Origin of the sequence: Agromyces sp. GXS1127 (assembly GCF_050565425.1) — a bacterium.
GTDB lineage: Bacteria > Actinomycetota > Actinomycetes > Actinomycetales > Microbacteriaceae > Agromyces.
In genome coordinates, this window is record NZ_JBOCIG010000001.1 from 159,741 (window position 1) to 184,060 (window position 24,320).

Consider the following 24,320-nt stretch of genomic DNA (forward strand, 5'->3'; position numbering starts at 1 on the left):
CGCAAGTCCATCAGTGGGGACGCGAGCTACGCCGTGGTGAAGAACACGCTGACCAAGATCGCGGCCAACAACGCCGGGATCTCCGCGTTCGACGACGACCTCAAGGGTCCGTCGGCGATCGCGTTCGTGCACGGTGACCCGGTCGCCGTCGCGAAGTCGCTGCGTGACTTCGCCAAGGCGAACCCCCTCCTCGTGGTCAAGGGCGGCTACTTCGATGGCAAGCCCCTGACCGCCGAAGAGGTAGGCAAGCTCGCCGACCTCGAGTCCCGCGAAGTGCTGCTGGCGAAGCTCGCCGGTGCCTTCAAGGCCTCGCTGTTCGGAGCCGCATATCTGTTCAACGCACCGCTCTCGAAGGCCGTTCGCACGGTCGACGCGCTGCGTGAGAAGCAGGAGTCCGCTGCGTAGGCGCGAGCCTCTCAAGCGGTGAGTTACCAGGAAATCTAAGGAGAAGAATCATGGCGAAGCTGTCCACTGAGGAGCTGCTCGAGCAGTTCAAGGGCCTGACCCTCATCGAGCTCTCGGAGTTCGTCAAGGCGTTCGAGGAGACCTTCGAGGTCACCGCGGCCGCCCCCGTCGCCGTTGCCGGCCCGGCCGCCGCCGGCGGTGGCGCCGCTGCCGAGGAGGTCGAGGAGAAGGACTCGTTCGACGTCATCCTCGAGGCTGCCGGCGACAAGAAGATCCAGGTCATCAAGGTCGTCCGCGAGCTCACCTCGCTCGGCCTCGGCGAGGCGAAGGCCGTCGTCGACGGTGCTCCCAAGGCCGTGCTCGAGGGCGCGAACAAGGAGACCGCCGACAAGGCGAAGGCCTCGCTCGAGGAGGCCGGCGCGACCGTCACCCTCAAGTAATCCGGCGCGCTCGCGAGAGCGCACCCGGCTTGAGGTGACCTGCGTCACCTGAACACACGGATGCCCCGTGCCGATTCGTTCGGCACGGGGCATCCGTCGTCTCCGGCCCGTGGCCGTCACCCCGCCTCATCGCACCACGAGCGACCGCCCCGTCGGCGCGGTCGTGCTGCTGCGCACCACGAGGCGCGTCTCGAGCGGACGGTCGAAGTCGGGCAGCCCGTCGGGCGTGACGGGGTCGGCGTCGCCCGTCGGCTCGCCGAGGAGCCGCATCACGGCGTCGACCGCGAAGCGGCCCTGCACGCGCGGGAACTGCTCGATCGTGGTGAGGCCGAACAGCTCCGCGTGCTCGTGGCCGTCGAAGCCGACGATCGAGAGCGCGCCGGGCAGCGACATCCCGAGGCGCTCGGCGGCGCGCATCGCGCCGAACGCGATCTCGTCGGAGGCCGCGAAGATCGCGGTCGGTCGCGTCGCAGGGTGGCCGAGGAGCTGGAGCGCCGCGACGTAGCCGCCGGGCAGGGTCATGTCGGCCTCGACGATGCCGTCCGCCCCTCCGGCCGGGGTGAGCCCCGCTTCGCGCATGGCATCCGCGAACCCGACGCGACGGAGCGCCTGCACGCTGCGGGCCGCCGAGCCCGCGCCGGCGCCCGCGAGGTGCGCGATGCGCTCGTGGCCGAGGTCGATGAGGTGCTCGGTCGCCAGGCGCGCGGCACCGCGATCGTCGATGGCCAGCCGTGGGGCGCCGGGGCCCGTGCCGCCGAGCGCGACGATCGGCTTGCCGCGGCGTGCGATGAGCTCGACCTCGCGATCGCTGAGGTCGACGCCGACCGCGATGACCGCGTCGACGCGCTTGCGGGCGAGGAAGAAGTCGAACACCCGGTCCCGCTCCGGGCCGGCGAGCGCGAGGTTGTAGAGCGTGAGGTCGTAGCCGGCGGCGAGCAGCGTGCGCTCGATGCCCTCGAGCACCTCGCCGAAGAACCAGCGGTTCACGAAGGGGATGACGACGCCGACGTTCTTCGTGCGGCCCGTGACCAGGCTGGCGGCGTTGGGGGAGGCGATGTACCCGATCTCGGCCGCGGCGTCGGCGACCCGGCGACGCGTGGCCTCCGACACGTAGCCGCGACCCGAGAGGGCCCGCGATGCCGTCGACTTCGAGACGCCCGCCAGGCGCGCGACATCCGAGATCGCAGTCATCACGCTCCCTCCATCGGGCCCTGCGATCGGAGTGTACGCCGAAAGCGGGTCCGTGTGGAACCGGTGCCAGAATCGGCCGCCCCGCGACATCCGTCACCGGATCGTGACGCGAAGCGCCCTTGCCGACCAGCGCCGCGGTCGCCTAGCGTTGGCTCTGGAACCGGTTCCCGGTTCCGCCCTGCACCACACTCAACGAGGAGATGACATGAGACTCACACGGCATCGCCGTTGGGCGGCCCCCGTCGCGGTGGCCGCGGCGGCCGGCCTGGCGCTCACCGCGTGCACCGGCGACATCGCGAACGAAGACGCGGGCGACGTCGACTGCGCGGACTACGAGGAGTACGGCACGTTCGACGGGGCCGAGGTCACCATCGGCGGCACGATCCTCGACCTCGAGGCCGACCGGCTCGTCGAATCCTGGTCCGACTTCGCGACCTGCACCGGCATCTCGATCGACTACCAGGGCTCGAGCGAGTTCGAGGCCCAGATCGCGGTGCTCGCCGAGGGCGGCAACGCCCCCGACATCGGCATCGTCCCGCAGCCCGGCCTGCTGCAGCGGCTCGCGGCCGGCGGATGGCTCATCCCGGCGTCCGAGGGCGTCGAGGCGAACGTCGACGAATGGTGGAGCGAGGACTGGAAGAACTACGGCACCTACGACGGCACGTTCTACGCCGCGCCGCTGATGGCGAGCATCAAGGGCTACGTCTGGTACTCGCCGGCGGAGTTCGAGGAGAAGGGCTACGAGATCCCGGCCACGCTCGACGAGCTGACCGAGCTGTCGCAGACCATCGCCGACGAGGGCGACCACAAGCCCTGGTGCGTCGGCCTCGAGTCCGGTGAGGCGACCGGCTGGCCCGGCACCGACTGGATCGAGGACTACATGCTCCGGCTGCACGGCCCCGACGTCTACGACGAGTGGGTGACCCACGGGATCCCGTTCAACGACCCGCAGGTCGCCGAGGCGTTCGACGCGGTCGGCGAGTACCTGAAGAACGACGACATGGTCAACGGCGGCATCGGCGACGTGTCGACGCAGATCACCGAGGCGTTCCAGACGGCCGGCCTGCCGATCCTCGACGGCGAGTGCTCGCTGCACCACCAGGCCTCCTTCTACGAGACCTTCTGGAACCCCGAGGGCGGCGACGAGAACACCGTGGCCTCCGACGGCACCGTGTTCGCGTTCCTGCTTCCCCCGGTCAACGCCGACGACCCGCTGTCGGTGACCGGCGGCGGCGAGTTCCCGGTCGCGTTCACCGACTCCGAGGAGGTCGAGGCGGTGCGCACGTACCTCTCGAGCGACCTCTGGGCGAACAACCGCGTGAGCCTGGGCGGCGTCATCAGCGCCAACACCGGTGTCGACCCCGAGAACGCGTCGAGCGAGCTGCTCGTCCAGTCCATCGAGATCCTGCAGGACCCCGAGACCACGTTCCGGTTCGACGGTTCCGACCTGATGCCCGGCGCCGTCGGCGCCGACTCCTTCTGGAAGGGGATCGTCGCGTGGGTGAGCGGTGACAGCACCGAGCAGGTGCTCGACACCATCGAGGCGAGCTGGCCCAGCAGCTGATCGCCAGCGCGCCGCGCGCGCCCCTCGGGTCGCACGCGGTATGACCGAGGGGCGGGGTGAGGCACCCCGCCCCTCGGGACCCCCAGATTCAACGACGAACCGGGAGGCATGATGACCACGGGCGACCTGCTCGGCAAGATCCTTCAGGTGGTGATGGGGCTCGCGGTCTTCGCCGCGATCATCGGCCTCCTCATCTTCTTCATCGACAAGGCCCCGAAGCGGGGCCGCGACTACTGGCAGCTCGCCGGATTCCTCACCCCGGCGCTGCTGTTCCTCGCCGTGGGGCTCGTGTACCCGGCGATCCGCACCTCGATCCTCGCGTTCCAGACCGACAGCGGCGCGTGGACCATGGACAACTTCATCTGGACCTTCACGCAGCCCACCGCCATCCGGACCCTGATCAACACCATCATCTGGGTGCTCATCGTCCCGACCGTGTCGACCATCGTCGGGCTCGCCTACGCGGTCTTCATCGACAAGTCGCGCGGTGAGAAGTACTACAAGGTCATCCTGTTCATGCCCATCGCGATCTCGTTCGTCGGCGCCGGCATCATCTGGCGCTTCGTCTACGAGTACCGCTCGGGCGAGCGCGAGCAGATCGGCCTGCTGAACGCCCTCGTCGTGGCGTTCGGCGGCGAGCCCGTGCAATGGCTCCAGACCGATCCGATCAACACGTTCCTCCTCATCGTCGTGATGATCTGGATCCAGACCGGTTTCGCGATGGTGCTGCTGAGCGCGGCCATCAAGGGCGTGCCGACGGAGCAGATCGAAGCGGCGCAGCTCGACGGCACGAACGCGTGGCAGCGGTTCATCAACGTCACGGTGCCCGGCATCCGCGGCGCTCTCGTCGTGGTCGTCACGACGATCTCCATCGCCACGCTGAAGGTCTTCGACATCGTCCGCACGATGACCGCCGGTAACTTCAACACGAGCGTCATCGCCAACGAGATGTACACCCAGGCGTTCCGGGCGAGCGAGGTCGGGCGAGGGTCGGCGCTGGCGCTGATCCTGTTCCTGCTCGTCATGCCGATCGTCATCTACAACGTCAACGTCCTCCGGAAGCAGAGGGAGATCCGATGAGCAGCGTCGCCCCGGCCGACCTCCCGGTCAGCAGAGACAAGGGTTCACTCGAAGCCGCCGAGGAGTCCGAGTACGCCCAGCCGACGAAGGCCGGCCGCGTCAAGAAGCGCCTGACCTCCCGCACGGCGACGATCGTCTCCCTGATCATCGCCGTCCTCTGGACGATCCCGACCTTCGGCCTGTTCATCTCGTCGTTCCGTCCGGCGGAGCTGATCCGCACGACCGGGTGGTGGACGATCTTCCAGAACCCGGGCTTCACGTTCGACAACTACGCCGAGGTGCTGCTCTCGCCGTCGGCGTCGTCGCCGCAGCTCGGCGCCTACATCGTCAACTCGATCGCGATCACGCTGCTCGGCACGCTGATCCCGCTCGTCCTCGCGACGATGGCGGCGTACGCGTTCGCGTGGATCAAGTTCCGCGGTGCGAACGCGCTGTTCATCTTCGTGTTCGCACTCCAGATCGTGCCGCTGCAGATGGCGCTCGTGCCCTTGCTGCAGACGTTCTCCATCTGGCTGCGGCCGATGCAGGCGTGGCTGCACGACGTGATCCCCATCATCCCCGAGCAGAACTACGCGCCGGTGTGGCTCGCGCACGCGATGTTCGCGATGCCCCTCGCGATCTTCCTGCTGCACAACTTCATCGCGGAGATCCCGGGCGACGTCATCGAGGCCGCGCGCGTCGACGGCGCCACGCACGGGCAGATCTTCTTCCGGATCGTGCTGCCGCTGGCCACCCCGGCCATCGCGTCGTTCGCGATCTTCCAGTTCATCTGGGTGTGGAACGACCTGCTCGTCGCCCTGATCTTCTCCGGCGGCACACAGGACGTGGCGCCACTCACCCAACGATTGGCGGAGTTGACGGGCACGAGAGGCCAGGCGTGGGAGCTCCTCACGGCCGGCGCCTTCATCTCGATCGTCATCCCGCTCATCGTGTTCTTCAGCCTCCAGCGGTACTTCGTGCGCGGCCTCCTGGCGGGCGCGACGAAGGGCTGACCGAACCGAGCGGATGCCACGGCATCCGGGCACCGAACGAGGGGCGGATGTCGCGGCATCCGCCCCTCGTCGTGCCCCGGCCCCGGCGATGCACCGCGCCGTCCGCTTCCGTCACGCCCTCGGCGAACGCGGGCCGGTGGGCGTTCCCCGGGCGGCCGTCGCGTCGGCGGACGCACCTAGGCTCGATGCATGAGCATGCACGGCAGCGCGCCCGGCGGGCAGTCGGGCCGCATGGGCAAGCCCCGCACCCGGATCAGCGGCGCCGACGAGTCGATGCAGCGCGCCGAGAACGCCGAGGCGCCGAAGATCCCGCATCTCGCGCGGCGCATCGCCGAGCTGTTCGCGCCGCACAAGGGCGCGCTGACGGTCACGGTCGTGCTGGTGCTCGTGGGCGCCGCGCTCAGCGTCATCCCGCCGCTCCTGACCGAGCGCGCGTTCGACGACGGCCTGTTCCCCGTCGGCCCCGACGGCCAGGTGATGAGCCCGAACCTGCCGGTGCTGACGACGATCGTCGTGGCGATGCTCGCGGTGTTCGTCGTCTCCTCGCTCCTCGGCGTCTGGCAGACCTGGCTCACCGCGACCGTCGGCAACCGGGTCATGGGGGCGCTGCGCGTGCGGATGTTCACGCACCTGCAGCGCATGGAGCTCAGCTTCTTCACGCGCACGAAGACGGGCGTCATCCAGTCCCGCCTGCAGAACGACGTCGGCGGCGTGGCATCCGTCTTGACCAACACGGTCTCGAGCGTGCTCGGCAACACCGTCACGGTGCTCGCCGCGTTCGTGGCCATGCTGCTGCTCAACTGGCAGCTCACGCTCATCGCGCTCGTGCTGCTGCCCGTCATGGTGATCGCGCAGCGGCGCGTCGGCCAGGTGCGTGCGCGCATCGCGGCGAAGACGCAGGAATCGCTGTCGGAGATGACGGCGATCACGCAGGAGACGCTGTCGGTCTCGGGCATCCTGCTCTCGAAGAGCTTCACGCGCCAGCGCAGCGAGATCGGGCGCTACAGCGACGAGAACGACAACCAGATCGCCCTGCAGGTGCGGCAGCAGATGACCGGCCAGTGGTTCTTCGCCATGGTCGGCATCTTCATGTCGGCGATCCCTGCGATCGTCTACCTCGCCTCCGGGTGGCTCATCACCGGCGGCTCGACCGACATCTCCGCCGGGACGATCGTCGCGTTCACGACGGTGCAGGCGCGGCTGCTGTTCCCGCTCATGGCGCTCATGCGCGTCGCGCTCGACCTGCAGACGTCGGGCGCGCTGTTCGCGCGCATCTTCGAGTACCTCGACCTGCGGCCGGCGATCACCGACGCGCCCGATGCGCGCCCGGTGCCGGCGACCACGGCGACGGATGGCTCGGGCCGCCCGATCCTCGGCCGGGTCGAGTTCGACCACGTCTCGTTCCGGTACCCCGACGCCGACGACGACGGGCGGCCCACGCTCGACGACGTCTCGTTCACGATCGAGCCCGGCCAGTACGCGGCGTTCGTCGGCCCGAGCGGCGCGGGCAAGACGACGGTCTCGTACCTCGTGCCGCGGCTCTACGAGGTGACCGGCGGCGCCGTGCGCTTCGCCGGCGTCGACGTGCGCGACCTCGAGCACGAGTCGCTCGTCTCGAACATCGGCATCGTGAGCCAGGAGACCTACCTGTTCCACGCCTCGATCGCCGACAACCTGCGCTACGCCAGGCCGGATGCCACGGACGCCGAGCTCGAGTCCGCCGCCCGCGCCGCGAACATCCACGAGACCATCGCGTCGTTCCCCGACGGCTACGACACCGTCGTGGGCGAACGCGGGTACCGCCTCTCGGGCGGCGAGAAGCAGCGCATCGCGATCGCGCGCGTGCTGCTGAAGGATCCTGCGGTGCTCGTCCTCGACGAGGCGACGAGCGCGCTCGACACGATCAGCGAGCGCGTGGTGCAGGCCGCGCTCGACGACGCGTCGCGCGGCCGCACGACGATCGCCATCGCGCACCGGCTCTCGACGGTCGTGTCGGCCGACGTGATCTTCGTGGTCGTGTCCGGGCGCATCGCCGAGTCGGGCACGCACGCCGAGCTCATCGCGCAGGGCGGCGTCTACGCGTCGCTCTACCGCCAGCAGGCCGAGCAGCCCGAGGTGCCGACGGCCTGAGCGCCCCGCCGGCGGCGGCGTCGGGCGCGCCCGACGCCATCCCGCGCCGCGCTACGAGCGCTCGGCGAGCATGCCCTCCATGAGCTCGATCTCGGCCTGCTGGCTCGCGACGATCGACTCGGCCAGCGAGACCACGACCGGGTAGGTCGAGCGCTCGAGCACCGCCTCGGCCATGACGACGGCGCCCTGGTGGTGGGCGATCATGAGCTCGAGGAACCTCCGCTCGGCCTCCACCCCCGAGAGCTCGCGGAGCTCGGCGACCTGCTCGGGCGTCGCGAGCCCCGGCATCGGCTCGCCCGGCACGTGCGCGGCGTCATCCGAACCGTCGCCCGAGTCGTGCCCGGCATGGCTGCTGCCGTCGGCGGCGGGCCGCGTCATCCAGGTCATCGAGGGCTCGGGGCCCGCCTGAGGCAGGCCCCACTCGGCGAGCCAGCCGTACATCTGGCCGGACTGCTGCGCCTGCGTGGTCGCGATGTCGTAGCCGAGCAGCCGCACGTCGGGGTCGTCGCTCGCGTCGCGCACGATCATCGCGAGCTCGACGCCCTGCTGGTGGTGGACCTGCATGTCGCGGGCGAAGCCCGCCTCGGCGCTCGCGTTCGCCGGGGTCTCCTCGCCGAGCGTCGAGAGCCGGCCGATCGCGAAGGCCGCGCCGGCGACGACGACGAGGGCGACGGATGCCGCGAGCACGACCGCCCAGCGGCCGATGCCCGAGCGGCGGGGCCGGGCGTCGTGGCCGTCCTGGCCGTCGTGCTCGGAGCTCACGCGACCTTGCCGGGGCCGTCGATCGCGCCGGTGCAGAGGGCACCCGGCTCGGGCACGTTCTGGCTCTGCCAGTACTCCTCGAGGAAGTCCTCGATGCGCGGGTCGTCGACGCCGTCGGCCTGGAGCTGCACGTTCCAGCCGCTGAGCACGACCGGCGAGGGCAGGCCGTCGAACGGCGAGAGGATCACGTACGTGCTCGGGAGCTTCGATCGGAGCGTCGCGACGTCGTCGTCGGAGAGCGCGTCGGCGTCGTAGGTGACCCAGATCGCACCATGCTCGAGCGAGTGCACGGCGTTCTCGTTCGGCACGACCTCCTCGTACACGCCGCAGTTCAGCCACGCCGGGTTGTGCTGACCGCCGGCGGGCGGCGTCTGCTCGTAGTCGACGACACCCTCGACGTGCTCGGACGCGTTCTCGAAGGTCTCGACGCCCTCGATGTCGGCCCCCTCGCCGCCCGCGGTGTAGTTCGCGGCCTGCGGGGTGAGCACGATCGACGTCACGATCAGGGCGACGATCGCGACGCCGACGCCCACCGAGCTCCAGATCGCGATGAGGCGGTTGCGCTTCATGCGCGCTTCGCGCTTGCGGTACTCCTCGAGCTTGCGCTCGCGCTCGGCGGCGCGCTGCTGCTTGACGGTGGGCTTCTTGCCGGGCGGGGTCGCGCTCACGCGGGGCCTTCCTCGAAACGGGGGATGGGATCGACGGGGTCGGGTACTCCAATACGAACGTATCGGGCTGGGAGAACGCCGTCACGTGCCGGCCGGAGGCGATCCGCGGCGAACCCTCGACGAGGCCTGCCACGAGGCATCCGTCATTCGCTAGGCTGGCCGGGTGAGCTTCTCGTGCCGGTGTTGTCGTCGCTGACCCAGCGACCCCTTCCCTCGCGTCGGGCGCCGAACGGGCGCCCCTCGACGCACACGACACCAAGGAACGAACTCCACTGATGAAGTACGCAGCGCACATCACCGATCTCGTCGGCAACACCCCGCTGGTCCGGCTCAACCGCGTGACCGAGGGCGTGACGGATGCCACGGTGCTGGTCAAGCTCGAGTACCTGAACCCGGGCGGCTCCTCGAAGGACCGCATCGCGCGGAACATCATCGACGCCGCCGAGCGCGAGGGCAAGCTGAAGCCGGGCGGCACGATCGTCGAGCCGACCTCGGGGAACACGGGCGTCGGGCTCGCCCTTGTCGCGCAGGAGCGCGGGTACCGCTGCGTCTTCGTGTGCCCCGACAAGGTGTCGGAGGACAAGCGCAACGTGCTGCAGGCGTACGGCGCGGAGGTGGTCGTGACGCCGACCGCGGTCGCCCCCGACAGCCCGGAGTCGTACTACGGCGTCTCCGACCGGCTCGCGCGCGAGATCCCGGGCGCGTTCAAGCCCGACCAGTACTCCAACCCCAACGGCCCGCTCTCGCACTACGAGACGACCGGTCCCGAGATCTGGCGCGACACCGACGGGAAGGTCACGCACTTCGTGGCCGGCGTCGGCACGGGCGGCACGATCACGGGCACCGGCCGGTACCTCCGCGAGGTCTCCGGCGACACGGTGCGCATCATCGGCGCCGACCCCGAGGGCTCGGTCTACTCGGGCGGCACCGGGCGGCCGTACTTCGTCGAGGGCGTCGGCGAGGACTTCTGGCCGACGGCGTACGACCCGAGCGTGCCGCACGAGATCATCGCCGTGACCGACGCCGAGTCGATCGACATGACGCGCCGGCTCGCTCGCGAGGAGGGCATCCTCGTCGGCGGATCGAGCGGCATGGCCGTCGTCGCAGCGCTGAAGGCCGCGGCATCCGCCGGACCCGACGACGTCTTCGTGGTGCTGCTGCCCGACTCGGGGCGCGGGTACCTCGGCAAGATCTTCAACGACAAGTGGCTGCGCGCCTACGGCTTCGGCAACGCGCCGGCCGGGCACACGATCCGCGACCTCCTCGCGGCCAAGGCCGACCGCACGGCGCCGCTCGTCTACGTGCACCCGCAGGACACCGTGCGCGAGGCGATCGACCGGATGACCGAGGCCGGCGTCTCGCAGCTGGTGGTGCTCTCGGCCGAGCCGCCCGTCGTGCTCGGCGAGGTCGTCGGCGCGCTGCACGAGGAGGAACTGCTCGAGCAGGTCTTCTCGGGGCGGGCGAAGCTCACCGACGAGGTGTCGGCGGTGGTCGGCGACGCGCTGCCGCTCATCGGCGTCAACGAGCCGGTCGCGACCGCGCGCCAGGCGTTCGGCGAGGCGCCCGCGATGCTCGTCACCGACGGCGGCAAGGCGCTCGGCGTCATCACGCGCACCGACCTGCTCGCCTACCTCTCCTCCTGAAAGGCCCCGGACCCATGCAGCACGAAACACGCTTCGACACCCGCGCGGTCCACGCGGGCCAGGACTTCGACCCCACGACCGGCGCGGTGATCCCGCCGATCCACGTGACCTCGACGTACGCGCAGGACGGCATCGGCGGCCTCCGCGGCGGCTACGAGTACTCCCGCGGCGGCAATCCGACGCGCGCCGCACTCGAGACCCAGCTCGCAGCGCTCGAGGGCGGAATCCGCGGCCTGTCGTTCGCCTCGGGCCTCGCGGCCGAGGACGCCCTGCTCCGCACCGTCCTCCAGCCCGGCGACCACGTCGTGATCGGCAACGACGTCTACGGCGGCACGCACCGGCTGATCCGCCGCATCTTCGGCGACTGGGGCGTGCGGCACTCGACGGTCGACACGAGCGACCTCGCCGCCGTGCGCGACGCCATCGAGCTCGGCACGACGAAGGTGCTGTGGGTCGAGACGCCGTCGAACCCGCTCATGAAGATCTCCGACATCGCCGCGCTCGCCGAGCTCGGCGACGAGGCGGGCCTCACGGTCGTCGTCGACAACACGTTCGCGAGCCCCGCGCTGCAGCAGCCCATCTCGCTCGGCGCGCACGTCGTGATCCACTCGACGACGAAGTACCTCGGCGGGCACTCCGACGTGGTCGGCGGCGCGGCCGTCTTCGCGCCCGGCCAGGAGGAGCTCGCCGAGCGCGTCGGCTTCACGCAGTTCGCGGCGGGTGCCGTGTCGGCGCCGTTCGACGCGTTCCTCACGACCCGGGGCATCAAGACGCTGGGCATCCGGATGCAGCGGCACAGCCAGAACGCGCTCGCGATCGCCCGGCGGCTCGACGAGCACCCGGCGGTCGCCCGCGTGCTCTATCCGGGCCTCGAGTCGCACCCGGGGCACGCACTCGCCGCGAGCCAGATGTCGGGCTTCGGCGGCATGGTGTCGATCGACCTCGCGGGCGGCGGCGCCGCGGCGCGGCGCTTCGCGGAGTCGACCGAGCTGTTCACGCTCGCCGAGTCGCTCGGCGGCGTCGAGTCGCTCGTGAACTACCCGTCGGAGATGACGCACGCGTCGGTCAAGGGCACCGAGGCCGAGGTGCCCGAGTCGATCGTGCGACTGTCGGTCGGCATCGAGGACGTCGACGACCTGCTCGCCGACATCGACGGCGCGCTCGGCCGGGTCTGACCGACGCCGCCCCGCCGGTGCGGGAGTGGCGCGATATGAACGAACACTGTCATTCCTGCCAGTGCGCGCGTGCGCGGCATCCGGCACCATGATCAGGTGAGTTCGAGAACCCTGGATGCGGCGTCTCCCGTGGGCGCGACCGCCGAGCACCACGGCCGACTGGGCCTCGTCCAGGGCACGGCCCTCTACGTCGCGAGCGTGCTCGGCACCGGCATCCTCGTGCTGCCGGGACTCGCCGCGCAGGCGGCGGGGCCCGCCTCGATCGTCGCAGTCGCCGCCGTGCTGCTGCTGTCGATCCCGCTCGCCGGCACGTTCGCCGCGCTCGCCTCGCGCTTCCCCGACCCGGGCGGCGTCGCCAGCTACGTCCGCCGCGCCCTCGGCCCGACCGCGGCACGCATGACCGGGTACTGGTTCTTCTTCGGCGTCTGCGTCGGCGCCCCCGTCGTGGCCGTGCTCGGCGGCGAGTACGTCGTCGCGGTGCTCGGCGTCGACCGCACGGCCGTGCCGATCATCGGCCTCGCCGTCTTCGTGCCGCCGTTCATCGCCAACTGGTTCGGCGTACGCGTCGCCGGGTGGGTGCAGTTCGTGCTGACCGGGCTGCTGCTCGCGGTCGTGGTCGGTGTCGTCGCGGTGACGTTCCCGGCGGCCGACCCGGCGAACCTCACGCCGTTCCTCCCGAACGGCTGGGCCGGGGTGGGCGTCGCGATCAGCCTGTTCGTCTGGGCGTTCGCGGGGTGGGAGGTCGGCACGCACATCGCGGGCGAGTTCCGCGACCCGCGCCGTACCATCCCGCTCGCGACCGGCATCGCCATCGCGGTCGTCGGGGTCGGCTACCTGGCCCTCCAGTTCGTGACCGTCGCCGTGCTCGGCGACCGGGCGGGCGCGAGCCAGGTGCCCCTGCTCGACCTCGTCGAGACCACCGCGCCCGGCGTCGGCTCGGTGCTCGTCGCGATCGTCGCCGCGATCGTGACGGTCGGCGTCGTGAACGCCTACCTGCCCGCGTTCGGCAAGCTCGGCGCCGCGCTCGGCCGCGACGGCGACCTGCCGCGGTTCTTCGCGAAGGGCGCCGAGGACGGCGCCGTGCCGCGCCGCGCGCTCGCGCTGACCGCCGGCCTGATCGTGGTCTACTTCGGGCTCATGCTGTGGAACCGGCTCGACCTGTCGGGCTTCATCCTGATCCACACGAGCAACATGGTCGCGATCTACGCGGCCGGCATGCTCGCGGCGACGCTGCTGCTCCGGCGGTTCTCGCTCGGCTGGTGGCTCGCGGTCGTCGCGACGGTGCTCACGGCGGGGCTCCTCGTGCTGGCGTGGCAGAACCTCGTCGTGCCGATCGCGCTGGCCGCGGCATCCGCGGTCGTCACGATCGTGCGGCGGCTGCGGGCGCGGCGGGCACCGGTGGCGGAGGACGACGCCGCGACATCCGTCCCCGCCGCCGGCCGCACCGGGGGCTGAGCCGCGCCGCGGCATCCGTATCTCCTGCGAATCGGGGTGGATGCCGCAGGTCGGCTGGCATGTGCGGGCCGTCACGGGGGAGGATGGTGCGCATGACCGCCCACGCGTACGCACTCGCCGACGGCAACACGATCCCCGCGATCGGACTGGGCACGTACGGGTTGAACGACCAGTCGGGCGTCGACGCGATCGTCTCGGCGATCCACGACGGTTACCGGCTCATCGACACGGCCTACAACTACGGCAACGAAGAAGTGGTCGCCGAGGCGATCCGCCGGTCGGAGGTCGACCGCAGCGACCTGTTCGTCACGACCAAGCTGCCGGGCCGCCACCACGGGATCGACGAGACCCTCGCGAGCTTCGAGCAGTCGCGCAAGCGCCTCGACCTCGACTGGGTCGACCTCTACCTCATCCATTGGCCGAACCCGAAGCGCGACCGGTACGTCGACAGCTGGCGCTCGATGATCAAGCTCAAGGAGCGCGGCGTCGTCCGCTCGATCGGCGTCTCGAACTTCACCCCGGCGATGCTCGACCGGCTCTTCGCCGAGACCGGGCTCATGCCCGTCGTGAACCAGGTCGAGCTGCACCCGTACTTCCCGCAGGGCGAGCTGCGGGCCTACCACGCCGAGCACTCGATCCGCACGGAGAGCTGGAGCCCGCTCGCCAAGCGCACCGAGCTGCTCGCCGAGCCCGTCATCGTCGAGATCGCCGGGCGGCACGGGGTGACGCCCGCGCAGGTCGTGCTCGCATGGCACCTGGCGCTCGGCGCGGTGCCGATCCCGAAGTCGGCGGATGCCGTGCGCCGGCGCGAGAACCTCGACGTGTTCGACCTCGAGCTCGGCGCCGACGAGGTCGACGCGATCTCGGGTCTCGAGCGCGGGCGCATCTGGGGCGCGGACCCCGACACGCACGAGGAGATGTAGCGGGCGTCATCCGAGCGCGCTCACTCGCCGACGATGGCGGTGTCGTGCCGAACGGCGGCCGGTTCGAGCCGAGCGGATGTCGCGGGGCGGACGTAGGCTCGATCAGGTGACCGACCGCTCCACCCCCGTGCCATCCGACGACGCCGTTCCCGCGGCCGGCACGCCCGCCGGGGGCGCGGTGCCCGCCGGCGGGGTGTTCGCGAGGCAGTGGCGCTGGCTCTCGCTCGGCATGTTCGCGCTGATCCTCCTGGCCGCGTTCGAGGTGCTCGCGGTCACGACCGCGATGCCGATCATCGCGGCCGACCTCGACGGCGAGGGGCTGTACGCGCTCGCGTTCTCGGTGCCGCTCGCTGCGGGCGTCGTCGGCATGGTCGTCGCCGGCAACTGGAGCGACCGCTCCGGTCCGCTGCCTCCACTGCTCGCCGCGGGCGTGCTCTTCGTCGTGGGCCTCGTGATCGCGGGGCTCGCGCCGAACATGCCGGTGCTCGTGCTCGGCCGGCTCGTCCACGGCATCGGCGGCGCGGCCGTGATCGTGCCGCTCTACGTCATCGTCGCTCGCGTCTACCCCGAGTCGGTGCGTTCACGCGTCTTCGCCGGATTCGCCGCGGCGTGGGTCATCCCGTCGATTCTCGGGCCGACCGTCGCGGGCTACGTCGCCGAGGAGCTCGACTGGCGCTGGGTGTTCCTCGGCGTGATCGCGCTCGTCCTGCCGGCGGCGCTGATGATGCTCGCGCCGCTGCTGCGCGTGCTCGACCTCGTGCGGGGCGACCCGAACGTGCCGTGGAGCGGCCGTCGACTCGGCTGGTCGGTGCTCGCGGCGGCCGCGGCGCTCGGCATCAGCCTCGCCGCCGGGTTCGACGAGCCCTGGCGGTGGATCGTCGCCGTGCTCTCGATCGCGGTGGCCGTCGTCGCCGTGCGACCGCTGCTCCCGCCGGGCACGCTCCGCGCGGTGCGCGGCATCCCCGCGACGGTGCTCATGCGGGCGATCGTCGCGGGCGCGTTCTTCGGCGCCGAGATCTACCTGCCGAAGATGCTGATCGAGCGCTACGACCTGCCGGCCGGGCTCGCCGGCGCCGTGCTCACGGGCGCCGGCCTGTCGTGGGCCGCCGCATCGTGGCTGCAGGGGCGGCTCGACGCGCGGCTCTCGAACACCGAGGTCGTGCGGATCGGCGCGATCACGCTCGCGATCTCGCTCGCCGGAGTGCTCGCGATCGCCCTGCTCACGTTGCCGCCCGCCGCGGCGTTCGTCGCCTGGACGCTCGCGGGCGCCGCGATGGGCTTCATGTACCCGCGGTTCTCGGTGGCCGTGCTCGAGCAGTCGCCGCAGTCGGTGCAGGGCTTCAACAGCGCGGCGCTGACCATCGGCGAGTCGCTCGGCGGCGCGGTCTCGCTCGCGGTGACGGCGCTCGTGGCGAGCGTCGCCGCCGCCGGCGCGTACGCGCCCGAGTTCGCCGTGACCGCCGCGATCGCCGTGGTCGGCGTGCTGCTCGCGTCCCGCGTACGGCCGCCCCACGGCTGGCGCGACCGGGTGACGGGCGCCGCGGTGCCGGCGGGCGAGTCGCAGGCGACCTCGACGACGGGGGAGTAGCGGGGCCGACGGCATGCGGAGGGCGCTGACGGGGAAGCGCATGCCGCCGCGCCGCGGCGCGGCCCGACCGTTCATGTGACCGTCACATTGTGACGGTCACATTCCGCGCGGGGATGTGCATAATGGTGTCGCCGGCATGTGTGACCGTGAACATGCCGCGATCGAACGAAGGTCATCGTGCCAGAGCCGTCGCAGGAGCCGCCGAAGGGGCGTGCCCCGAGCATCCGCGATGTCGCGCGCGTCGCGGGGGTCTCCCACCAGACCGTGTCGCGCGTGCTCAACCATCACCCGAGCATCCGGCCCGAGACGAAGCAGCGCGTGCTCGACGTCATGGCCGAACTGCAGTACACGCCCAACCGCGCCGCGCGGGCGCTCGTCACGAGCCGGTCGCGCACGATCGGGATCCTGTCGGCGTCGAGCACGCACTACGGGCCGGCGTCGAGCATCGCGGCGATCGAGGCCGCCGCGCGCACCTCGGGCTACTGGGTGACCACGGCGAACATCGAGTCCTCCGACGCCGTGTCGATCGCCGACGGGCTCGCCCACCTGCGCGCCCAGGGGATCGAGGGCCTCGTCGTCATCGCCCCGCAGGTGCGGGTCTTCGACACGCTCGCCCAGCTGTCGATCGACGTGCCGTACGTGACGCTGCAGTCGACGGGCCGCGACCCCGAGCACACGCTCTCGGTCGACCAGATCGCGGGCGCGCGCCTGGCCACCCGCCACCTGATCGAGCGCGGGCACCGGTCGATCTACCACCTCGCGGGCCCGCAGGACTGGATCGAGGCGGAGGCGCGCATGCGCGGGTTCCTCGACGAGATGGGAGCGCAGGACGTGCCCACGACGGCGCCGATCCTCGGCGACTGGACGGCCGACTTCGGCTTCTACGCGGGGCGGGAACTGCTCACGGTCCGGGACTTCACGGCGATCTTCGCATCGAACGACCAGATGGCGCTCGGGGTCATGCACGCGGTCCGCGATGCCGGCCTCGAGATCCCGCGCGACGTGTCGATCATCGGCTTCGACGACATCCCCGAGGCGGCGCACTTCTGGCCGCCGCTCACGACCGTGCGCCAGGACTTCGCCGAGCTCGGCCGGCGGTGCGTCGCCCTGCTGCTCGGCGACATCGACGCGGCGGCGCCCGAGTACCGCGGCACGATCGTCCCAGAGCTGATCGTGCGGGAGTCGGTCGGAGCTCCGGCGTTCTGACGCCCGGAGTGACCCGATCGGCCCGTTACCGTTCCGTGACCTTGCTCGGTTGACAGAATCGCGAAACCTGTGGCTAACATGAGTCTCGCGATGTGAACGGTCACATGGAGCGTCACATCGCCGGACGTTCCACCATCGCCCCTCCGGGGCGTGCGCAGCACTGACGAAGGAGTCCCGCGTGATCGACACGACCGCCCCCGGCCGGCCCACCAGCCCGGCTGCGCTCCGGGGCAGCGCCGTCTCCATCGGGACCCCCGGCACCGGCATCGGAACGATCGGCGCCCGCGCCGCGGCATCCGTCGGCTCGACCCGGCGGGCGGTCGCCGCATGACGACGTTCGGACCCCAGGTCGAGGTGGCCATCGCCCGCACCCGCGCGGACGTCGCCCGGCTGCACGGCGAGCTGACCCGCTACGGGCTCGTCGTGTGGACCGGCGGCAACGTCTCGGGCCGGGTGCCCGGCGCCGATCTCTTCGTCATCAAGCCCTCGGGCGTCAGCTACGACGACCTGGCGCCCGAGAACATGATCCTCTGCGACCTCGACGGCAACGTCATCCCCGGCACGCCGGGCTCCGACCGCAGCCCGTCGAGCGACACCGCCGCGCACGCGTACGTGTACCGGAACATGCCCGAGGTCGGCGGCGTCGTGCACACCCACTCGACCTACGCGGTCGCGTGGGCCGCGCGCGGCGAGGAGATCCCGTGCGTGATCACCGCGATGGCCGACGAGTTCGGCGGGCCGATCCCGATCGGCCCGTTCGCGATCATCGGCGACGACTCGATCGGCCGCGGCATCGTCGAGACCCTCCGCGGCCACCGCTCGCGTGCGGTGCTGATGCAGAACCACGGCCCGTTCACGATCGGCGCGAACGCGAAGGACGCGGTCAAGGCCGCGGTCATGGTCGAGGACGTCGCGCGCACCGTGCACCTCGCGCGTGAGGCGGGCCCGCTGATCCCGATCCCGCAGGAGTCGATCGACCGGCTGTACGACCGGTACCAGAACGTGTACGGGCAGGCAGGGGATGCCCGTCGAGACGGCGCAGCCGGGCAGTCGTCCGACGCCCGGCGGCCCGAGCCCGGAGCGAAGGCGACCGCCGCCCCGAAGACGAAGGCGAAACGCAACTGAAGAGCTTGCGGCATCCGTGGTCACGAGGGATGCCGCTGGGAGCCGGTCGTCATGGACGAGGCCGGAACTCCGAAACGTCACCAAGACGACGACGTCCATGACCACACAGTGAAAGGACACACCGTGAACACCACGAAGAAGGTGCTCCTCGCCACGCTGGCGGCCGGTTCGATGCTCGCGCTCGCCGCGTGCTCGGGCGGCAACGGCGGCGGCGGAGAGGGCGACGGCGGCCTCATCGGCGTCGCGATGCCCACCAAGAGCTCGGAGCGCTGGATCCAGGACGGCGACGCCGTCAAGGAGCAGCTCGAGGAGCAGGGCTTCCAGGTCGACCTCCAGTACGCCGAGGACGACATCCCCACGCAGGTCTCGCAGATCGAGAACATGATCACCAAGGGCGCCGAGGCCCTGATCATCGCCTCGATCGACGGCACGACGCTCTCGGAGGTGCTGCAGAACGCCGCCGACAACGACATCCCCGTCATCGCCTACGACCGCCTCATCCGCGACTCGGAGAACGTCGACTACTACGCGTCGTTCGACAACTACATCGTCGGCGTGCAGCAGGCCACGTCGCTCCTCGCCGGCCTGGGCCTCACCGACCTCGAAGGTGCCGAGGCCGCCGACGCGCCCGAGGGTCCGTTCAACATCGAGCTGTTCGCCGGTTCGCCCGACGACAACAACGCCACGTTCTTCTGGAACGGCGCGATCGACACGCTCCAGCCCTACATCGACGAGGGCACGCTCGTCGTGAAGTCGGGCCAGACCGACTTCGAGCAGGCCGCCACGCTCCGCTGGGACGGTGAGGTCGCCCAGAGCCGCATGGAGGACATCCTCGTCTCGACGTACTCCGACGGCTCGCAGGTCGACGCGGTGCTCTCGCCGTACGACGGCCTCTCGCGCGGCATCATCTCGGCCCTCACCGACGCCGGCTACTCGGTCGGCGACGAGTGGCCGATCATCTCGGGCCAGGACGCCGAGCTCGACTCGGTCAAGGCGATCAACAGCGGCGAGCAGTACTCGACCATCTTCAAGGACACCCGCAACCTCGCGGCCGTGGCCGTGGACATGGCGACCGCCCTGCTGAACGACGAGGAGCCCGAGGTCAACAACACCGAGGACTACGACAACGGCGTGAAGGTCGTGCCCTCGTACCTCCTCGAGTCGCAGATCGTCGTGAAGGACAACATCACCGAGGTCCTGGTCGACAGCGGCTACTGGACCGAAGAGGAGATCAACGGCTGATCCAGCCGCTGATCCGAAACGGATGACGCACCGCGTGTCGGGACCTGCGGCGGGAGTACCCTCGCCTCAGGTCCCGGCCGCGGCATCCGCCACTCGGCCGGCCCCACACCGGCAATGGAGCAGGAGCAAGGGATGACCAACCACATTCTCGAGATGCGCGGCATCACGAAGACCTTCCCCGGCGTGAAGGCGCTCTCGAACGTCAACCTCGCGGTCGAGCGCGGCGAGGTGCACGCGATCTGCGGTGAGAACGGCGCCGGCAAGTCGACGCTGATGAAGGTGCTGTCGGGGGTCTACCCGCACGGCAGCTACGACGGCGCGATCGTGTTCGAGGGCGAGGAGGTCGCCTTCAAGGACCTCACCGACTCCGAGGCCAAGGGCATCGTGATCATCCACCAGGAGCTCGCGCTCAGCCCCTACCTCTCGATCGCCGAGAACATCTTCCTCAACAACGAGCAGAAGGGCGCCGGCGGTCTCATCGACTGGAACAAGACGAACTTCGAGGCGTCCAAGCTGCTCGCCCGGGTGGGACTGAAGGAGAACCCGACGACGAAGATCCGCGAGATCGGCGTCGGCAAGCAGCAGCTGGTCGAGATCGCGAAGGCGCTCTCGAAGCGCGTGAAGCTGCTCATCCTCGACGAGCCGACGGCGGCCCTCAACGACGAGGACTCCGATCACCTGCTCGACCTGATCCTGCACCTCAAGGGGCAGGGCATCACGTCGATCATCATCAGCCACAAGCTCAACGAGATCAAGAAGGTCGCCGACACCGTCACGGTCATCCGCGACGGCAAGACGATCGAGACGATCGCGAAGCAGGACGTCACCGAGGACCGCATCATCAAGGACATGGTGGGTCGCGACCTCGAGCACCGGTACCCCGACCACACGCCGAACCTCGGCGAGGAGCTGCTCCGGGTCGAGGACTGGACGGCGCACCACCCGCAGGACACGTCGCGCGTCGTCGTCGACAACGTGAACCTCACCGTGCGCGCTGGCGAGATCGTCGGCATCGCGGGGCTCATGGGCGCCGGCCGCACCGAGTTCGCGATGAGCCTCTTCGGGCACTCGTACGGCTCGCGGATCTCGGGCAAGGTCTTCCTCCGCGGCAAGGAGATCAAGACCCGCACGGTCGCCGAGGCCATCGACAACGGCATCGCGTACGCGACCGAGGACCGCAAGACCTACGGCCTCAACCTCATCGAGGACATCAAGCGGAACATCTCGATGGCGTCGCTGAAGAAGCTCGAGAAGTACGGCCTCGTGCACGACAACGAGGAGTACGCGGTCGCCAACGAGTACCGCACGTCGATGAACATCAAGGCGCCGAGCGTCCTGGTGAAGACCGGCAAGCTGTCCGGCGGCAACCAGCAGAAGGTCGTGCTGTCGAAGTGGATCTACTCCGACCCCGACGTGCTGATCCTCGACGAGCCCACCCGAGGCATCGACGTCGGTGCGAAGTACGAGATCTACACGATCATCAACAAGCTCGCCGCCGCCGGGAAGGGGATCATCGTGATCTCCTCCGAGCTGCCCGAGCTGCTCGGCATCTGCGACCGCGTCTACGCCCTCTCGGAGGGTCGCATCACGGGCGAGCTCCCGGTCGAGGAGGCCACGCCCGAGTCGATGCTCAAGCTCATGACCATGGAAAAGCCCCGCTAGCCCGCGGCTGACGGATCACCCAGGAGACATCATGTCGAATCCGAACCCACCCACCGTCGAGGAATCCACCGCGGCGGGCGCCAACGTCAATCCCGTCCAGAACAAGTTCACCGACCGGCTGACGCACGTCCTCAGCGACCTCGGCCGCAACGGCATCTTCATCGCGCTCGTCGCGGTGGTCGTGCTGTTCGCGTTCCTGACCGACGGCATCCTGCTGCGGCCGCAGAACATCTCGAATCTCGTCGTGCAGAACGGGTACATCCTCGTGCTGGCGATCGGCATGGTGATGGTCATCATCGCCGGCCACATCGACCTGTCGGTCGGCTCGGTCGCGGCGTTCGTCGGCGCCTGTTCGGGCGTGTTCGCCGTCCAATGGGGCCTGCCGTGGTGGCTCGCCGTGCTGCTCTCGCTCGTCATCGGCGCCCTCGTCGGCGTCTGGCAGGGCTTCTGGATCGCGTACGTCGGCATCCCGGCGTTCATCGTGACCCTGGCGGGCATGCTCATCTTCCGCGGACTCGCGCTCGTCGTGCTCGGCAACGCGAACATCGGCTCGTTCCCGACCGAGTACCGCGCGCTGGGCAACGGCTTCCTGTCGAACGTGTTCGGCGAGTTCGAGCTCGACCCGCTGACGCTCGGCGTCGGCGCGCTCGCGATCGTGATCCTCGTCGTGCAGCAGGTGCGCAGCCGTCGCGGTCGCGTGAAGTACGGCCAGGACGTCGAGCCCATCGCCTGGTTCATCACCAAGCTCGTGCTCATCTCGGCGGCGATCGGCTTCTTCGCCTACGCGCTCGCGTCGTACAAGGGCATCCCGGTCACGCTCATCATCCTCGGCGTGCTGGTGCTCGTGTACAGCATCGTGATGAACCGCACCGTGTTCGGCCGCCACATCTACGCGATCGGCGGCAACCGCCACGCGGCCGAGCTGTCGGGCATCAAGACCCGCCGGGTCGACTTCTGGCTGTTCGTGAACATGGGCTTCCTCGCGGCGCTCGCGGGCCTCATCTTCACGGCCCGACTGAACCTCGCGGGCCCGAAGGCCGGTGACGGCTTCGAGCTCGAGGCGATCTCGGCGGCGTTCATCGGCGGCGCGGCGGTGCAGGGCGGCGTCGGCACGATCGGCGGCGCGATCATCGGTGGCCTGATCATCGGCGTCCTGAACAACGGCATGTCGATCATGGGCATCGGCATCGAGTGGCAGCAGGCCGTGAAGGGCCTCGTGCTGCTGCTCGCGGTGGCGTTCGACGTGTACAACAAGCGTCGGTCGGGCGGGCACTGACCCGTAGCAGTTCCTCCTGAGACGGCGAGGGGCGGATGCCGCGCGGCATCCGCCCTTCGTCGTCCCCCGCTCTTGGCGGAGCGGTTCGTTAGCGCTAACATGGGCGCTGTTAGCGCTAACGAACCTCAGTGGAGACGCACGACGATGAGCGAGACCATGACCACGGATGCCGCGCGCAGCGCGATCCTCGAGGGGCGCACGTCCCTCGGCATCGAGCTCGGTTCCACCCGCATCAAGGCCTGCCTGGTCGGCCCCGATCCGACCGAGGTGCTCGCGGTCGGCAGCCACGAGTGGGAGAACGAGTTCGTCGACCGCCGGTGGACCTACTCGCTCGAGGCCGTCTGGTCGGGGCTGCAGGCCGCGTACGCCGACCTCGTCGCCGACGTGCGCCGCCGCCACGACGTGGCGCCCGAGACGTTCGGCGCCATCGGCGTCTCGGCGATGATGCACGGCTACCTCCCGTTCGACGCCGACGGCGAGCTGCTCGTGCCGTTCCGATCCTGGCGGAACACCTCGACCGGCCCGGCTGCCGCCGAGCTCAGCGAGCGGTTCGGGCTCAACATCCCGCTGCGCTGGTCGATCGCGCACCTGCACCAGGCGGTGATCGATGAGGAGGAGCACGTTGCCTCGATCGCGAGCTTCACGACCCTCGCCGGCTACGTGCACTGGAAGCTCACGGGGCGCAACGTGCTCGGCGTCGGCGATGCGTCGGGGATGTTCCCGATCGACTCGGCGACGGGTTCGTACGACGCCCGGCTCGTCGGCGTCTACGACGAGCTCGTCGCGCCACGGGCGCCCGGCCTGAAGGTCGGCGAGCTGCTGCCCGAGGTGCTGCCGGCCGGCCGCGCCGCGGGATCGCTCACCGACGGGGGCGCGGCGCTCCTCGACCCGACGGGCGCGCTCCGCGCCGGCATCCCGTTCTGCCCGCCCGAGGGCGACGCCGGCACGGGCATGGTCGCGACGAACGCCGTCGCGCCGCGCACCGGCAACGTGAGCGCCGGCACGAGCATCTTCGCGATGGTCGTGCTCGAGCGGCCGCTCGCGAGCGCGCACGAGGAGCTCGACCTCGTCACGACGCCCGCGGGCGACCCCGTCGCGATGGTGCACTGCAACAACGGCGCGAGCGAGCTCGCGGCGTGGGCGGGCGTGTTCGGGCGGTTCGCCGAGGCGGCGGGCACGCCGCTGTCGGGCGACGAGGTGTTCGGCGCGCTGTTCCGCGAGGCGCTCGAGGGCGAGGCGGATGCCGGCGGCCTCATCGCGTACAACCAGCTCGCGGGCGAGCCCATCGCCCGGCTCGAGGAGGGGCGACCGATGGTCGTCCGCACGCCCGACAGTCGGCTCACGCTCGCGAACCTCATGCGCGCGCAGATCTACGGCGTGTACGGCACGCTCGCGCTCGGCATGCGCGTGCTGCACGACGAGGGCGTCGGGCTCGACCGGATGTTCGCGCACGGCGGCATCTTCCGCACCGCCGGGGTCGCGCAGCGCTTCCTCGCGGGCGCGCTCGACGCGCCGGTCGCGATCGGCGAGACCGCGTCGGAGGGCGGCGCGTGGGGCATCGCGGTGCTCGCGGCGTACCTCGGCGCGGCCGACGAACTCGATCTCGGCACGTACCTCTCCGACCGGGTGTTCGCCGGGGCCGCGATCGACGTCGCCGAACCCGACCCGGCGGATGTCGCCGGCTTCGCCGCCTACCTCGACCGCTACGCCGCCGGACTCGCCGCTGAAGCGGCCGCCGTCGCGGCGCTCTGACCCGACGGAGACCCGAGGCTCGCGCCCCGAGGCATCCGCTC

General features: G+C 70.4%; 21 protein-coding genes. 18 read left to right on the forward strand and 3 right to left on the reverse strand.

Annotated features, from left to right (window positions below; translation table 11 throughout):
• Both rplJ and rplL read left to right on the forward strand, forming a co-directional pair.
• A partial coding sequence (gene rplJ, locus ACQ393_RS00730; RefSeq protein WP_430644898.1) for a 50S ribosomal protein L10 occupies window positions 1–405 on the forward strand: 405 nt, incomplete at its 5' end.
• A gap of 50 nt (window positions 406–455) precedes the next feature.
• The gene (rplL, locus tag ACQ393_RS00735; protein WP_067947898.1) at window positions 456–845 is read left to right on the forward strand and encodes a 50S ribosomal protein L7/L12; all 390 of its coding nucleotides are present in this window, start codon (window positions 456–458) and stop codon (window positions 843–845) included.
• A gap of 126 nt (window positions 846–971) precedes the next feature.
• Here rplL and ACQ393_RS00740 read toward each other — a convergent pair whose 3' ends face one another.
• A complete protein-coding gene (locus ACQ393_RS00740) occupies window positions 972–2,036 on the reverse strand; it encodes a LacI family DNA-binding transcriptional regulator (protein WP_430644899.1) in 1,065 nt (354 codons plus the stop codon).
• Between the two features lie 205 nt (window positions 2,037–2,241).
• Here ACQ393_RS00740 and ACQ393_RS00745 point away from each other — a divergent pair, with 205 nt between their 5' ends.
• The 4 genes from ACQ393_RS00745 (at window position 2,242) to ACQ393_RS00760 (ending at window position 7,802) form a co-directional block, all read left to right on the forward strand.
• Complete coding sequence (locus ACQ393_RS00745) at window positions 2,242–3,600, forward strand: ABC transporter substrate-binding protein (protein WP_430644900.1); 1,359 nt, start codon at window positions 2,242–2,244, stop codon at window positions 3,598–3,600.
• A gap of 111 nt (window positions 3,601–3,711) precedes the next feature.
• Window positions 3,712–4,680 carry a carbohydrate ABC transporter permease gene (locus tag ACQ393_RS00750; protein ID WP_430644901.1) on the forward strand — a complete coding sequence of 323 codons (969 nt, stop codon included), beginning with the start codon at window positions 3,712–3,714 and terminating at the stop codon, window positions 4,678–4,680.
• The gene (locus ACQ393_RS00755; RefSeq protein ID WP_430644902.1) at window positions 4,677–5,672 is read left to right on the forward strand and encodes a carbohydrate ABC transporter permease; all 996 of its coding nucleotides are present in this window, start codon (window positions 4,677–4,679) and stop codon (window positions 5,670–5,672) included. The genes ACQ393_RS00750 and ACQ393_RS00755 overlap by 4 nt, the downstream gene beginning before the upstream one ends.
• Before the next feature lie 195 nt (window positions 5,673–5,867).
• A complete protein-coding gene (locus tag ACQ393_RS00760; RefSeq protein ID WP_430645328.1) occupies window positions 5,868–7,802 on the forward strand; it encodes an ABC transporter ATP-binding protein in 1,935 nt (644 codons plus the stop codon).
• A gap of 51 nt (window positions 7,803–7,853) precedes the next feature.
• Here ACQ393_RS00760 and ACQ393_RS00765 read toward each other — a convergent pair whose 3' ends face one another.
• The gene (locus ACQ393_RS00765) at window positions 7,854–8,564 is read right to left on the reverse strand and encodes a DUF305 domain-containing protein (protein WP_430644903.1); all 711 of its coding nucleotides are present in this window, start codon (window positions 8,562–8,564) and stop codon (window positions 7,854–7,856) included.
• On the reverse strand, window positions 8,561–9,232 hold the full coding sequence (locus ACQ393_RS00770; protein WP_430644904.1) for a DUF3105 domain-containing protein: 672 nt from the start codon (window positions 9,230–9,232) through the stop codon (window positions 8,561–8,563). The genes ACQ393_RS00765 and ACQ393_RS00770 overlap by 4 nt, the downstream gene beginning before the upstream one ends.
• 275 nt (window positions 9,233–9,507) lie before the next feature.
• On the opposite strand from ACQ393_RS00770, the gene ACQ393_RS00775 reads away from it, so the two are divergent.
• The 12 genes from ACQ393_RS00775 to ACQ393_RS00830 all read left to right on the forward strand — a co-directional run bounded on the left by ACQ393_RS00775 (window position 9,508) and on the right by ACQ393_RS00830 (window position 24,279).
• Window positions 9,508–10,875: a cystathionine beta-synthase gene (locus ACQ393_RS00775; protein WP_430644905.1), complete on the forward strand. Its 1,368-nt coding sequence runs from the start codon at window positions 9,508–9,510 to the stop codon at window positions 10,873–10,875.
• 14 nt (window positions 10,876–10,889) lie between these two features.
• Window positions 10,890–12,050, forward strand: coding sequence for a cystathionine gamma-synthase (locus tag ACQ393_RS00780; RefSeq protein WP_430644906.1), 1,161 nt, complete (start codon window positions 10,890–10,892; stop codon window positions 12,048–12,050).
• Window positions 12,051–12,146: 96 nt separating this feature from the next.
• Window positions 12,147–13,505 carry an APC family permease gene (locus tag ACQ393_RS00785; protein WP_430644907.1) on the forward strand — a complete coding sequence of 453 codons (1,359 nt, stop codon included), beginning with the start codon at window positions 12,147–12,149 and terminating at the stop codon, window positions 13,503–13,505.
• A 92-nt stretch (window positions 13,506–13,597) separates the two neighbouring features.
• Complete coding sequence (locus ACQ393_RS00790) at window positions 13,598–14,428, forward strand: aldo/keto reductase (RefSeq protein WP_430644908.1); 831 nt, start codon at window positions 13,598–13,600, stop codon at window positions 14,426–14,428.
• Window positions 14,429–14,534: 106 nt separating this feature from the next.
• Window positions 14,535–16,016: an MFS transporter gene (locus ACQ393_RS00795; protein WP_430644909.1), complete on the forward strand. Its 1,482-nt coding sequence runs from the start codon at window positions 14,535–14,537 to the stop codon at window positions 16,014–16,016.
• Window positions 16,017–16,193: 177 nt separating this feature from the next.
• Window positions 16,194–17,222, forward strand: coding sequence for a LacI family DNA-binding transcriptional regulator (locus ACQ393_RS00800; protein WP_430644910.1), 1,029 nt, complete (start codon window positions 16,194–16,196; stop codon window positions 17,220–17,222).
• A 178-nt stretch (window positions 17,223–17,400) separates the two neighbouring features.
• A complete protein-coding gene (locus ACQ393_RS00805; RefSeq protein ID WP_430644911.1) occupies window positions 17,401–17,553 on the forward strand; it encodes a hypothetical protein in 153 nt (50 codons plus the stop codon).
• Window positions 17,550–18,347, forward strand: a complete 798-nt coding sequence (locus ACQ393_RS00810) for an L-ribulose-5-phosphate 4-epimerase (RefSeq protein WP_430644912.1) — start codon at window positions 17,550–17,552, stop codon at window positions 18,345–18,347. Before ACQ393_RS00805 ends, ACQ393_RS00810 begins: the two co-directional genes overlap by 4 nt.
• A 171-nt stretch (window positions 18,348–18,518) precedes the next feature.
• Window positions 18,519–19,589 (forward strand): multiple monosaccharide ABC transporter substrate-binding protein, encoded by a 1,071-nt coding sequence (gene chvE, locus ACQ393_RS00815; RefSeq protein WP_430645329.1) that lies wholly within the window; start codon window positions 18,519–18,521, stop codon window positions 19,587–19,589.
• Between the two features lie 132 nt (window positions 19,590–19,721).
• Window positions 19,722–21,251 carry a multiple monosaccharide ABC transporter ATP-binding protein gene (gene mmsA, locus ACQ393_RS00820; protein WP_430644913.1) on the forward strand — a complete coding sequence of 510 codons (1,530 nt, stop codon included), beginning with the start codon at window positions 19,722–19,724 and terminating at the stop codon, window positions 21,249–21,251.
• Between the two features lie 31 nt (window positions 21,252–21,282).
• Entirely contained in the window at window positions 21,283–22,527 is a 1,245-nt protein-coding gene (gene mmsB / locus ACQ393_RS00825) for a multiple monosaccharide ABC transporter permease (protein ID WP_430644914.1), read from the forward strand.
• A 144-nt stretch (window positions 22,528–22,671) separates the two neighbouring features.
• The gene (locus ACQ393_RS00830; protein ID WP_430644915.1) at window positions 22,672–24,279 is read left to right on the forward strand and encodes a xylulokinase; all 1,608 of its coding nucleotides are present in this window, start codon (window positions 22,672–22,674) and stop codon (window positions 24,277–24,279) included.
• Window positions 24,280–24,320: the final 41 nt, after the last annotated feature.